Here is a 13,110-nt window from a genome sequence, read left to right on the forward strand (position 1 = left end):
ACAATGAATTTTCAACAAAAATTAGAGGAATACGCTGAGCTTATCGTAAAAGTAGGTTTAAATATTCAAAAAAATCAACAGTTGCTTATTAATACAACAACGGAAACGATTGAATTTACTAGACTTGTTGTAAAAAAAGCGTATGAGGCTGGTGCAAAGCGAGTAGATGTAAATTATTCTGATGGACCAAATACAAGATCATTTTATGATTTAGCTCCAGACGAAGCATTCCACGAATATCCGAAATGGGCTGCTATGCAACGAGATGAGTTAATTGAAAACAAAGGTGCTTTATTATGGATAGATGCGGAAAATCCAGATTTACTTGAAGGTGTTTCGGTTGAAAAAATCTCAAACTTCCATAAAGCAAGCGGGAAAGCGCTTGAAAATTATAGAAAAGCAGTAATGAATGATGTCATTACTTGGTCAATTGTTGCGATGCCTTCTGAAAAATGGGCAGCAAAGGTATTCCCGGAATTACAAGCAGAAGAGCAAATGCAAGCTCTTTGGAATTTAATTTTTCAAGTAGTAAGAATTGGTGAAGGAACAGCGGTTCAACAATGGAAAGAGCATATCGAAAATTTAGAAAGCCGTGCTTCACTATTAAATGCGAAGCGTTATAAAAAATTACATTACACAGCAGAAGGAACAGATATCCAAGTGGAACTACCAAAAGGTCATATTTGGATGTCAGGAGCTAGTAAAAATGCGCAATCCGTTCCTTTTATAGCTAATATGCCTACAGAAGAAGTTTATACTGCTCCATTAAAAACAGGAGTTAATGGCTATGTGAAAAACACTAAACCGCTAGCATATAAAGGGAATGTCATTGATAATTTTACATTAACTTTTGAAAACGGTGCTATTACGAAAGTTGAAGCAACTACTGGTGAGGAGCTTTTAAAAGAATTAACACAAACAGATGAGGGTGCAAAATATTTAGGGGAAATTGCGCTAGTTCCACATGAATCTCCAATTTCTGCATCTAATGTTTTATTTTTTAATACCCTATTTGATGAAAATGCTTCGAATCATTTTGCTATTGGAGAAGCTTACCCGACATGTGTGGAAGGTGCGCGTGGATTATCTCCAAGTGAGCTTGAAAACTTAGGGCTCAATACTTCCATTGTTCATGAAGACTTCATGATTGGTTCTGCTGATATGGATATTATGGGAGAATTAGAAGATGGTACAATAGAACCTATCTTCAAAAAAGGTTCTTGGGCTTTTTAAGGAGTAAATCTAGATGAAAAAGTGGATAGTTATAATCTTACTCCTTGTGTTTCCTTTCACGTCTTTTTCTGTAGAGGCAAATGGTGCTGAAGTATATATCGCTTTAGGAGATTCTCTAGCTGCCGGCCAAACTCCGAATAAATCAATAGATACTGGTTATACAGATTTAATAGCACAAGAGTTGAAAAAATCTCAGCAGCTTGCTTATTATTCGAAGGCACTTGCATTTCCAGGATATACAACAGCTGATGTGTTAAAAACAGTTCGCACAAAAGAATCAAAGGAATTACTTAAAAATGCATCAATTGTTACCATTTCAGCAGGGGCGAATGATTTACTAAGGCTTGTGCAATTAAATGCAGCGAATGGTTCAATTTCGTACAAGCAAATTCAAGTAAATTATGCCTTAAATATGGTACGCAAAAATATGGAAGCAATTGTGAAAGAAGTTCAAGTGACTGCACCAAACGCAAAGATATATGTGTTGGGTTACTATTTTTCCTATCCTCATTTACGAGAAACACAAAAAGTAGGTATAAGAAAAGAGTTAAATGCACTGCATTCCATATTAAAAACGGAAGCGGAGGCCAATGGAGCAACATACGTATCAGTTGAGGAAGATTTTTCTAATAAAGAAAAAGAGTTGCTACCTAATGTATCGGATGTGCATCCTACAATGGAAGGATACCGTCTGATGGCTAATGCTTTTTTCAAAAAGTACAATGCGAATTTACAAGTAAATCCAAAGGAATTGCCTGCTCCAAATCCTTTAACTTTTGAACAAATTCTTAATAGCCAAAGAGAAAAAGCAAAATCACCCGTTTCTAGAGTAGAAGGTTTAGATCATTATTTGTCACTTACGGAATTAAAGCCATTGATATAATATTAGGGTTTTGTTTAAAACTGTCTTACTTTTTGTGTGAGCTAATGTCGTCCGATAAATAAGAAAATCGTTGAAACGGCTCCCTTTCCGCAGGTGTTGCCTTAGCATCCTAGGCTAACATGATGTTAGTCATGCAATCGTTGCCGCAAAAGTTCTTTTGCGACGAGCTTTGCGCAGGAGCAGGATGCGGCGAACTTAGATTGCCGTCCCCTCAACTGCGGGGTCTGCGGCTAACGCTATTCCCGCAGGAGTGTGGCCTTTTTCAGCGATTTTCTATAAATACTATTTGAAAAAATGTAAGTGATAATTACTTGCTCTATTAAGGCATGATGGTCTTCTAATTGGAAAGCAGATAATAGTTGATTTTCGTTTCAGGCGGCGACTCCAGCCGGATTAGCATGAGCTGAAGACCCTGGACTGAGCGAAGTGAGGGAAGCGGCTGAAGCCATGCCGGCGGAAAGCGTCCGACTCGAACGGAAATCACGGTGCCCATACTAGCTAAGAGAACCTTGAAGAGTTTTTCAATGCCCTCCACGTCATTCGGCTTGCATGAGCAAAAATTAAAAAATCTGCTCCCATTAAATTTATGTGGGAGCAGATTTTTTATTTTATCGTCTTTTTTGATTTCATTAATTTACGAATAATCGGATAGACTACAGGTGCCCATTTTATTGCAGTTTTTGCTATGGTTTTTATATTCATTAGTATCGCTCCCAAGTTTAATTAGTACTAATTCTTTTCCCGTTTTAACGGTAGTATAAACATTACCTTAGTACCTTTACACCTTGGATAATATTCCATACAAGGATAATAATATAACTGACTAAGTACAATAATATGAATAAAAACGGTGCTGATGCCATAATAAGCGATTGCTCATTAACAGCTGCATTCATAAATACTGAAAAAAAGCTTGAGAATAGAGCTATAAACAATATAATCATAAATCCAAAGGGTATCAGATGAGAAATTAGCGAACGTTTCGCATGATGTTTCACTTCGGTATCCTGAGAAACAAAAAATACAATAATCGGAAGTATAAAAGGCGCAAACAATACACTAAAATAAGATAGTGCAGATAAAATTCGGTTGTTTTCCATTTGAATACACTCCTTTCCGATTAGATATCTAATATACGTCTCTTTACATAATTAGTTTATACTTTTGGCAAAGGAGACTAAAATATCTTTATATGTTTCTACGGATGAAATAGAGACATACTCTTTTTCTCCATGCCAATCCGCTCCTGACGGACCAAACTCTACAGCTCCTGCTCCATTTTTTGCATAGAAACGGGTATCCGCTGATCCGTGTTGTCCAAATAAGTTAGTATCTCGTCCTGTTTTTATAGTAGTTTCGGATTGTAGCTGAATAATATAGGGATTATTGTCGTTAGTTGTGACCGCTGGCTCAGAGGCATAAATGAGCACTTCATTTCCAGGGAAATGTTTGTGCGCAACATCTGTTATTTCTTGAATTATCTCTGTTGGGTCTTGTCCAGGCACATAGCGAATATCGTAGCTTATGATACACTCATCTGGAACGATATTGTATCTTTCACCTGCATGTATTTTAGCCAAGTTTAAAGAAGGATAATCATAAAATTTATTACTAGCAGTTAAAAAAGAGAGTTGTCGAATTTCTTTATCTAAAGCAATTGCTTCTTCTATTGCATTTATACCTTCCCAAGGACGACTGCCATGACTGGATTTGCCTTTCATTTTAATATCCAATTGGACAATTCCTTTTGCTTGGAGGCCAATATGAAGGTGAGTTGGTTCTCCGCAAATAACGAAATCACCATGATATCCTTGTTCAACTAAATACTCGGACGTTTCTCCATTTGTTTCCTCATCGGTAACAATATGTAGTTGGACTCTCTTCGTTAGTTGATCTGACGCTTTTGAAAGTTCATAGAATGCTTGCATCATAGCAGCAACTCCCGCTTTCATGTCTGCAGAGCCACGACCATATAATTTGTCACCTTCTATAAAAGGATAAAACTGCTCTTTGTTGCCAGGAACCACATCAACATGGCCATTCCAAATGATGCATTCCTTTCCAACGCCGATTTCTGATACAAGCATAAGCTTTGAATTTTTTTTATGTAAAGTTGTACCAATTCCCTTTTCTTCCAACCAATTTTGACAAAATAAAAGTGCTTCATTTGCTCCATCCACATCATCACTTTTTATACGAATTAAGTCTTTCAATAAATCTATCATGTACTTACCTCCATTTTCATATTATATTTTTATAAGTATAACAATGAACAACAGGGGGTTGCATAACTTATTTCATTGGGCTACAATGAACTCGAACTAAATAATTTATCACCACAAGGGGCGTCGCTTATGCGGCTGAGATAGTACCCTTCGAACCTGTAAGTTCATGCTTGCGTAGGGATGTGGATGGAAACTGACAATCGCGCGATGTCTGGGTCTATCCCGACGTCGTTTTTTTGTGGTCGAAAAAGGAGATTACTATGAAAAATCAACGCGTTTTATTGTTAGTGGAAATCGCAATTTTTGCGGCTCTTGGATATATTTTGGATATTATAGGATTTGGTATGCCACAAGGTGGTACAGTCACATTTGTGCTTGTTCCTGTAATTTTAATAGCTTTTCGACGTGGGATAGTCGCAGGCATTATAACAGGATTTTTAATAGGAATGCTGCAAGTAGTAACAGGCCGTTTTTATGCAGCACCATTATCATTGGAAGTTGTCATTCTACAAGTGGGAATTGATTATTTTATTGCTTTCATGGTAGCAGGATTTGCAGGATTACTTAGACCTGCCTTTTTAAAGGCATATGAAAACAAAGATAAAAAGAAAATGGCTACTGCGGTAATTATTGGAGCTTTTATTGCAGCATTTCTTCGCTATCTTGCACATGTGACTTCTGGTATTCTGTTTTTTGGTGAATTTGCTGGCGATCAAAACGTTATCCTTTATTCATTAATCTATAATTCTACTTATATGATTCCAGTATTTTTACTAGCAGCATTCGTTTGTATGATACTATTCCTAAAGGCTCCTCGCCTTATACTGCCGAATAAAGCATAAATATGATATGATTGTTGTACAGTTTAACCAGTTTTAGAATATGCTAATACAGGTTAAGCCTTCGGTGGACGTCGCAGATTTTTGGATAGGGACTTAATCGTTCGCCATGATATAATATTTAGACGCAAATACTCCGGGGCGCATTAGATATGAGAAGGGATCTTATAAAGATGATTGTACAAACAAATGAAGAATTAGAAGCTTTAAAAAAAATAGGTCGTATTGTTGCTGAAATTCGGGATGCAATGAGAGCTGCAACGAAGCCAGGTATTACAACAAAGGAACTGGATGAAATTGGTGGTAAGCTCTTTAATGAGCACGGAGCAATTTCAGGTCCAATGGGTGAGTATGATTTCCCAGGCTACACTTGTATAAGTGTTAATGAAGAGGTTGCTCACGGTATTCCAGGTTCCCGTATCATTAAAGATGGTGATGTTGTCAATATTGACGTATCAGGCTCATGTGATGGTTATTTTGCTGACACAGGTATTTCCTTTGTTGTTGGTGAAGGTTATGAGGAGAAAGAAAAGTTATGTGCAGTGGCAGAAAGCGCATTTAACCGGGCGATGTTAAAAGTAAAAGTCGGTTCTAAATTAAATCAAATCGGAAAAGCGGTTGAAAGAGAAGCAAAAGAAAATGGTTTGCACGTCATTATGAACCTTACTGGTCATGGAATTGGTAAATCACTTCATGAAGCTCCACAGCACGTGCTCAATTATTATGATGCTTGGGATCCGACAATTTTAAAAGAAGGTATGGTGCTAGCAGTAGAGCCATTTATTTCTCAAAAAGCTGAACATATAGTAGAATCGGGAGATGGTTGGACATTCGTGACACCAGACAAATCGTTAGTTGCCCAAATTGAGCATACGATTGTCGTAACAAAAGAGGGCCCGCTTTTATTAACAAAATTAGATTAAGAAAAATTAAATAGTAAAATGCCTCGGAAATTATGATTTCTGAGGCATTTTTTTTATAAATAATATTCCTACTATAAGTACACAGCTTAAAAAAATGGACGCGGCAGTTATTAATAATTCATCTAACATATGTCGACAGGCAATCCCCAAAAACGCCCAAATAAAGACTAACACGATTGTCGGGTCATTATAATGGTAGCGAAAATGTAATGCAATTGCTGTAGCAATTGTAAGGAAAATAACAGCCCAGAGTGATTTCGTCATACCCCAACCACCAAATTCTACATAAGTAAGATAGTAGTCGATATTTGCAAATGTAGCGACGAATATCCATCCTAAATAAATAGAAATAGGGAGCCGCTTTATCCATAATTGCTCTTCAGAAGAATACGTTTTATAAAATAAAAACAAGACTCCTAATAAAGCAAATATATCTATAAGCGATAATAAAAATAACTCATAATGCCACAAGAAAATCCAAAGAATATTTAAAATGGAGCTACAAACAAATAATATAACTCTTATCGTGGATATGGACTCTCCATTTTTAAATTCTTTAACATTATTCCAAATCCAATATGCTAGTAATAAATATATGGGAATCCATATGAGAAATACGTAGCTTGCGGGAGTAAATAATGAAGGTAGTCTATTTGAAATTTCTCCGGTTGTATGATGATTAATCGGTAGAGTATTTGCGAGTAAATTTACCAAGATGGTAGAGAACAAGCTTATAATCAAAATGATTATTTTAATCATACGCATCCCTCCTATTATTATAGTATACCTTTGAAATTTTATTGCGACAAATTGATTTGTGAATGTTTCATGGCAAATACAGAATAAACGGAACATAAAAATCATGATATAATATAATTCGAACTAGTATGAATTTTTAAGGGGGAAAAATAATGAGAGAAGTAGTATATCCAATTACATGGGATTTAGATGTGTTCTTTGAAGGTGGAAGTGAATCTAAAGAGTTACGAAACCATTTAGATCAAGTGAAAGAAAAATTAAAGGTTTTTGGAGAAAGATTAGAAAGTTTTACCACTCCGGCATCAGTTCAGGAAGCAAGTAAAATCGTTAGTATCATTGATGAATTAAAGGACATTGCGACTAACTTATCTCAGGCTGGAGCAGTTATTGGTTGTTTTCAAGCACAAGACACTACAGATAAAAAAGCTTCTCTTTTGGAAGGAGAGATAGGAAGTATTTATGCAAAGTTTTCTTCCTTGCTGTTAGGCATACAACAAACGATCAGCAGGACACCAGATGAGGTATGGACAGAATTAATAAAAACTGATGAATTACTCGAATTTTCTTTTGTTCTAAATGAGTGGAGAGAAGAAGCAAAGAGAATGCTTTCTGAAAAAGAAGAGTCTATGATTACAGCCCTTGGTGTAGATGGCTACCATGCATGGGGGCAGCTATATGATTTGTTGGTAGGGGATATTAGAGTAAAAGTTAAAGTGGATGGAGTAGAAAAAGAACTTTCAGTAGGTCAAGCTAATAACTTAAGCTCTCACGAAGATGCTACTACACGTAAAGAAGCATTTGAAGTATTAGAAGCAGCTTGGACAGAGAAAGAAGAATTTTTTGCTAAAACTTTAAATCATTTAGCAGGTTTCCGTTTGTCTATTTATGAAAAAAGAGGCTGGGAATCTGTACTGCAAGAACCACTTGAGATAAATCGTATGAAGCAGGAGACATTAGATGCGATGTGGGGTGCTATTTCCAAAAATAAAGCTCCTTTCGTCGAATATTTAAATGTAAAATCGACAATGCTAGGAAAAGAAGGTATGCATTGGTATGATTTGGATGCACCAGTAAGTGCTTCAACCGAGAAAATGGATTACCAACAAGGTGCAGAATTTATATTAAAGCATTTTAAAGAGTTTGGCCCAAAATTAGAATCCTTTTCAAGAAATGCCTTTGAAAAAGGGTGGATTGAAGCAGAAGACCGCCCAAACAAGCGCCCAGGAGGGTTTTGTACAGGAATGCCGGTTTCAGAAGAATCCCGTATTTTCATGACGTACAGTGGAACTATGTCCAATGTTTCTACACTTGCACATGAATTGGGACATGCTTTTCATTCATATGCTTTAAGACCAGTACATTGGATGAATCGTCAGTACGCAATGGGGGTAGCGGAAACGGCATCTACGTTTGCGGAAATGATTGTAGCAGACGCAGCGGTAAAAGAAGCAAAAACGAACGATGAAAAGATTGCTTTACTAGAGGATAAAATCCAAAGAAGTGTTGCTTTCTTTATGAATATTCATGCTCGCTTCTTATTTGAAACAAGATTTTATGAGGAACGTAAAAATGGAATCGTTTCAGCTGCAAGATTAAATGAGTTGATGGAAATCGCTCAAAAAGAAGCATACGGTGAGGCAATCGAAACAACACATCCTCATTTCTGGGCTTCTAAATTGCATTTCTATATTACAGGGGTACCTTTTTATAACTTCCCATACACATTTGGTTATTTATTTTCATTAAGTATATATGCGAAAGCAATTAACGAAGGTGCAAATTTTGAAGAAAAATATATTGCACTTCTTCAAGATACTGCCGTAATGTCAGTAGAGGATTTAGCGATGAAGCATCTTGGTGAAGATATTACTGAAGAGGAATTTTGGATTAAAGGGATTAATCTTTGCATTCAAGATGTAAACGAGTTCATTCAATTAACTAATGCAAAAGGGTGACGATGTTTGATCTATTTAGAAGGTGACAGATGTTATTTACGGACATTAAATGTAAAGGACGCACCCAATCTTGCAGATCTTGTTTATAGAAACAAAAAATATTGGGCTGTATATGAACCATTGCATCGAGATGATTATTATACAACCTCTGTGCAAAGAGAGAAAATTCGAGAGTCGCTATTATTAATGAATGAAAAAAGAGAATTCAGCTTTGGGGTCTTTCAACATGATACCGATCGGATGATAGGTAGTATTTCATTGTATAGCTTAAAAAGAATGCCTTTTTCTAGTGGACTAATAGGCTATTCAATAGACGAAAATTTAACGGGTAAAGGTATTGCAACAGAAGCTGTACACCTTGTTAAATTGTTTGGGTTTGAACATGCTCATTTGAATCGTATAGAAGCTTATGTATCACCTAGAAATCTTGGGTCAATTAAAGTCTTGGAGAACAATGCATTTCATCGAGAAGGATTACTTCGAAGTCTTCTCTATATTAATGGTAAGTGGGAAGATCATTATATTTATGCATGCATTAGTGAGGACTTCTGAAAGGGTAAGAGTATTTATAAAAAAATTCTTTCCAAAACGAAAAACTGGTTATTCATCAATTGATGAATAACCAGTTTTTGTCGATTTCCCGGGAAATAATCTATTTTACGTCGAGATTGCCATCTTTCACTAAATCTAATCTACCAGTATTAGGATCAATAATGAGTCCATGAACAGGTACGCTACCTAGCATTAGTGGGTGATTTCTAATCATATCGACGCTATGTAAAACACTGTCTTTGACATCAGAAAAACCTTCTAACCATTTTTCTACTTCTACCCCGGAATTCTTCAATACATCAAATATTTTTGGATCTATACCTCTTGTAGTCATTTTGCCGATGATTTTATCTGTCTGAATAGCACTCATACCGCAATCATAGTGACCAATAACGTATATTTCGTCCGCTTGAAGTTCATAAACTGCTACGATTAGACTGCGCATGATGCCACCAAACGGATGGTTTATAACAGCGCCAGCACTTTTTACAATTTTAACATCCCCGTTTTTAAAGTTCATGGATTTAGGGAGCATTTCTACGAGCCTTGTGTCCATACATGTTAATATTACAATTCGTTTATTTGGAAATTTTGTTGTTAAAAATGGTTCATACAACTTATTTTGTACAAAGGATTCATTGTAAGATAATATTTCTTTTAAACTAGGCATGGAATTCCCCTTTCAATTTTCTACATTATTATTTTATATGAAAGCAACTGAGATTTCCTCTATTATGTTTTTTAGTGTAATAACTATTAATAAATTTTCATGAAAAAAACCACTCAGGAGAGAGAACTTGAGTGGCATTTTTTATTATTTGGCACTATTAATATGATTGTCATTTTTATTGTCGTGAAAATTAGCGGGACTTCTGTGGAAAGCGAGCGAATTTTCGTCAATGACAACTTGTATGTTAACAGCGCCAATTTTTTATTTTGCTACTCTTTGTTTTCTCTCAGAGATAAAAAATGATTTTCCTGTACCGATAGCTACTGATTGTAGAGGTTCAGGGGCAATATGAACAGGTACTTCAATAACTGTTGAAAGCCACTCTTTCATATCTTTTAATAGAGCGCCTCCACCTGTTAATACAACGCCATGATCTACTATATCACCAGCCAACTCAGGAGGACAAATTTCTAATGTAGCCCTAATAGTTTCTAAAATAGTTTCAAGTGATTCTGCTAAAACTCCTTGAATTTGTGTAGATGAAAGATGTATTGTTTTTGGTAAGCCTGTAACAACATCTCTTCCTCTTACATCCATTTGTTCTACAGAATGTGGCACCAATGCATGTCCGATTGTTTTCTTAATTTCTTCAGCAGTTGGTTCTCCAATTAAAATATTATATTCTTTACGAATAAAATTGATAATAGCTTCATCCATTTTATCTCCAGCAGCTTTTACAGTGTTGGAAGCAACAACTCCACCAAATGAGATAATTCCAACCTCTGTAGTACCACCACCAATATCAACCACCATGCTTGCAACTGGTTCATTTACAGGAAGTCCTGCACCAATTGCTGCAGCTACTGGCTCTTCCATCAGTTGGACCTCTTTTGCTCCACTTTGTCTAACCGCATCTTGGATTGCTCTGCGTTCAACGGATGTAGCACCAGAGGGGGTACAAACAATAACAGTCGGCTTTCTTAAAGCAGTGCCTAGCTTCTTGCCAGCTTTTTGCATTATCAGTTTTAATAATTCTGTCGTAACATCAAAATCCGCTATGACACCATCTTTTAAAGGTCGAATAACTTCAATAGAAGCTGGTGTTTTACCGATCATTTGTTTTGCTTTCTCACCAAATGCGATAATTTCTTTTGTTTTAGTGTTTATTGCGACAACAGTCGGTTCATTTAAAAGTAAGCCTTTGCTTTTTGTATATACTAATGTATTTGCTGTTCCTAAATCTATTCCAATATGAGTATTTGAAAACATATATTAAACCTCCCATTCAATCATACTTATTTAGTATAAAGGATAAAGGAGGGATTGCCATTTGTTACTTTTTGGAAGTTTACAATTGTTTCAAAAGATCATAGTGCGTTTATCCTGTTAGTTTTGTTTAAAATAAATAGATAGACCTTGTTGGTCATTGATTTGACACAAAGTTGTATTGAAAATGAAAAGAAAAAGAGAAATAGTATCAACTTTAAACTATTCACCCATAAAAAAACAACCGCAATATAATTGCGGTTGTTTGAATTATTTTGAAGGTTTTGGATCAACTGTAATTGAATCATGTGAGTTCATTGCTTTTGCAAAGTAGCTAAGAATTACATAGCCTACTACTCCTATACCACCAGCAACTCCAAGAACTGTAACTGTGAATAAGCCCATTATTAAACACCTCACTAGTCATGATAATATCATTATAACTTATAATAGTATAAAAAGTAAGTAGAATATTATAGAAATCTAGTTAGGTAGATTAAAAAGCCCAATTTCCATTGCGGAAGATTGGTTCAATCGTTCCATCTTCTTTGATTCCGTCGATATTCATTTTTTCTGATCCAATCATGAAGTCTACATGAGTAATACTTTCATTCAGTCCGTTTTGTGCAAGTTCTTCTCGACTCATTTTCTTACCACCCTCTAAGCAAAATGCATATGCACTTCCGATTGCTAAGTGGTTAGAAGCATTTTCGTCAAATAACGTGTTATAGAATAATAAGTTTGAATTAGAAATAGGTGAATCATGTGGGACTAACGCTACTTCTCCTAAATAGTGAGAGCCTTCGTCTGTCGCAACAAGATTCTCTAACACAGTTTGACCTTGTTCAGCTTCCACTTTCACAATACGACCTTTTTCAAATGTTACTGTGAAATTATCAATGATATTTCCTCCGTAACTTAAAGGTTTTGTACTAGCTACGTACCCGTCTACTCCAGTTTTTAAAGGAACTGTGAAAACTTCTTCTGTAGGCATATTTGCCATGAAATCGTTTCCTTTTTCATTTACACTACTAGCTCCACACCATAGATGACCTTTTGGAAGCTCGATCGTTAAATCTGTCCCTGGTGCTGTATAGTGTAGTTTTTTATAGTTCTTATCATTTAAGTAATCTACTTTAGTATGAAGTAATTCGTCATGCTCTTTCCAAGCTTCCACTGGATTCTCTAAATCTGCACGTACCGCTTTAAAAATTGCATCCCATAAAGCAGAAACTTGTTTTTCTTCGGCAACCTCTGGGAACACCTTACTTGCCCAAGCCTTAGAAGGTGAAGCGATAACTGTCCAGCTTACTTTATCAGATTGTGTGTATTGACGATACTTGCTTAATGCAGTACCTGCCGCTTTTTGGAATGCCGCAATTTTATTTGTGTCCACTCCTTTTAAAAGATCTGGACTTTGACTTATAATGCTCATGAAAGCAGCACCTTGTTCAGCTAATAATTCTTTTTCTTGTGCTTTCCATGATGGGAAGATGTCAAATGAATCTTTAGGAGCTAAATCATAACGTAAGCGTGTAATTTCATCGTCTGAAAAATCTACAAAAACTTGGTTAGCGCCAATTTCATATGCTTTTTTTGTAATTAATCGAACGAGTTCTACGCTATCAATTGAAGCAGCGATAAATAAATTTTGACCTGGTTGAATATTAACTCCAACTTCTACAGCCAAAGCAGCGTACTTATTTAAGTTTTCATTAAAAGATGACATATTTCGACTTCCTTTCTGTATTTAATTTCATAATATCAGTTTTTATGACGTCTGAACATAAAATATTCCAGGCTAA

13 protein-coding genes and 1 riboswitch are annotated in these 13,110 nt (G+C 35.8%); of the genes, 6 read left to right on the forward strand and 7 right to left on the reverse strand.

Annotation, left to right across the window (positions count from 1 at the left end; translation table 11 throughout):
- Nucleotides 1-3 precede the first annotated feature (3 nt).
- Both PGC35_RS14915 and PGC35_RS14920 read left to right on the forward strand, forming a co-directional pair.
- Nucleotides 4-1,233, forward strand: a complete 1,230-nt coding sequence (locus tag PGC35_RS14915) for an aminopeptidase (RefSeq protein WP_375219741.1) — start codon at nucleotides 4-6, stop codon at nucleotides 1,231-1,233.
- A 13-nt stretch (nucleotides 1,234-1,246) separates the two neighbouring features.
- Entirely contained in the window at nucleotides 1,247-2,116 is an 870-nt protein-coding gene (locus PGC35_RS14920; protein ID WP_375219742.1) for an SGNH/GDSL hydrolase family protein, read from the forward strand.
- 764 nt (nucleotides 2,117-2,880) lie between these two features.
- Here the strand turns inward: PGC35_RS14920 and PGC35_RS14925 are convergent.
- Nucleotides 2,881-3,216: a magnetosome magnetite crystal formation protein family gene (locus PGC35_RS14925; protein ID WP_375219743.1), complete on the reverse strand. Its 336-nt coding sequence runs from the start codon at nucleotides 3,214-3,216 to the stop codon at nucleotides 2,881-2,883.
- A 51-nt stretch (nucleotides 3,217-3,267) separates the two neighbouring features.
- Nucleotides 3,268-4,341 carry a M20 family metallopeptidase gene (locus tag PGC35_RS14930; RefSeq protein ID WP_375219744.1) on the reverse strand — a complete coding sequence of 358 codons (1,074 nt, stop codon included), beginning with the start codon at nucleotides 4,339-4,341 and terminating at the stop codon, nucleotides 3,268-3,270.
- Nucleotides 4,342-4,447: 106 nt separating this feature from the next.
- Nucleotides 4,448-4,539, forward strand: a riboswitch (TPP riboswitch).
- 62 nt (nucleotides 4,540-4,601) lie between these two features.
- Between PGC35_RS14930 and thiT the strand changes: the two genes are divergently transcribed.
- Together thiT and map are read left to right on the forward strand one after the other, a co-directional pair.
- On the forward strand, nucleotides 4,602-5,183 hold the full coding sequence (gene thiT, locus PGC35_RS14935; RefSeq protein WP_375219745.1) for an energy-coupled thiamine transporter ThiT: 582 nt from the start codon (nucleotides 4,602-4,604) through the stop codon (nucleotides 5,181-5,183).
- A gap of 170 nt (nucleotides 5,184-5,353) precedes the next feature.
- Complete coding sequence (map, locus tag PGC35_RS14940) at nucleotides 5,354-6,103, forward strand: type I methionyl aminopeptidase (RefSeq protein ID WP_053591994.1); 750 nt, start codon at nucleotides 5,354-5,356, stop codon at nucleotides 6,101-6,103.
- A gap of 30 nt (nucleotides 6,104-6,133) precedes the next feature.
- Here the strand turns inward: map and PGC35_RS14945 are convergent, their stop codons facing one another.
- The gene (locus tag PGC35_RS14945; protein WP_053591995.1) at nucleotides 6,134-6,862 is read right to left on the reverse strand and encodes a TspO/MBR family protein; all 729 of its coding nucleotides are present in this window, start codon (nucleotides 6,860-6,862) and stop codon (nucleotides 6,134-6,136) included.
- A 152-nt stretch (nucleotides 6,863-7,014) separates the two neighbouring features.
- Here PGC35_RS14945 and PGC35_RS14950 point away from each other — a divergent pair, with 152 nt between their 5' ends.
- Nucleotides 7,015-8,817: a M3 family oligoendopeptidase gene (locus PGC35_RS14950; RefSeq protein ID WP_375219746.1), complete on the forward strand. Its 1,803-nt coding sequence runs from the start codon at nucleotides 7,015-7,017 to the stop codon at nucleotides 8,815-8,817.
- A 6-nt stretch (nucleotides 8,818-8,823) separates the two neighbouring features.
- The gene (locus PGC35_RS14955; RefSeq protein ID WP_375219747.1) at nucleotides 8,824-9,369 is read left to right on the forward strand and encodes a GNAT family N-acetyltransferase; all 546 of its coding nucleotides are present in this window, start codon (nucleotides 8,824-8,826) and stop codon (nucleotides 9,367-9,369) included.
- A gap of 100 nt (nucleotides 9,370-9,469) precedes the next feature.
- Here PGC35_RS14955 and PGC35_RS14960 read toward each other — a convergent pair whose 3' ends face one another.
- From PGC35_RS14960 to PGC35_RS14975, 4 genes are all read right to left on the reverse strand, one after another.
- Nucleotides 9,470-10,039 (reverse strand): beta-class carbonic anhydrase, encoded by a 570-nt coding sequence (locus tag PGC35_RS14960; RefSeq protein ID WP_056833239.1) that lies wholly within the window; start codon nucleotides 10,037-10,039, stop codon nucleotides 9,470-9,472.
- A gap of 261 nt (nucleotides 10,040-10,300) precedes the next feature.
- Nucleotides 10,301-11,308 carry a rod-share determining protein MreBH gene (gene mreBH / locus PGC35_RS14965; protein ID WP_053591999.1) on the reverse strand — a complete coding sequence of 336 codons (1,008 nt, stop codon included), beginning with the start codon at nucleotides 11,306-11,308 and terminating at the stop codon, nucleotides 10,301-10,303.
- 267 nt (nucleotides 11,309-11,575) lie between these two features.
- Nucleotides 11,576-11,710, reverse strand: a complete 135-nt coding sequence (locus PGC35_RS14970; RefSeq protein ID WP_256363939.1) for a hypothetical protein — start codon at nucleotides 11,708-11,710, stop codon at nucleotides 11,576-11,578.
- A gap of 91 nt (nucleotides 11,711-11,801) precedes the next feature.
- The gene (locus PGC35_RS14975; RefSeq protein WP_375219748.1) at nucleotides 11,802-13,034 is read right to left on the reverse strand and encodes an aminopeptidase; all 1,233 of its coding nucleotides are present in this window, start codon (nucleotides 13,032-13,034) and stop codon (nucleotides 11,802-11,804) included.
- Between the last annotated feature and the right edge of the window lie 76 nt (nucleotides 13,035-13,110).

Source organism: Psychrobacillus sp. PGGUH221, from assembly GCF_042055255.1.
Classification (GTDB): domain Bacteria; phylum Bacillota; class Bacilli; order Bacillales_A; family Planococcaceae; genus Psychrobacillus.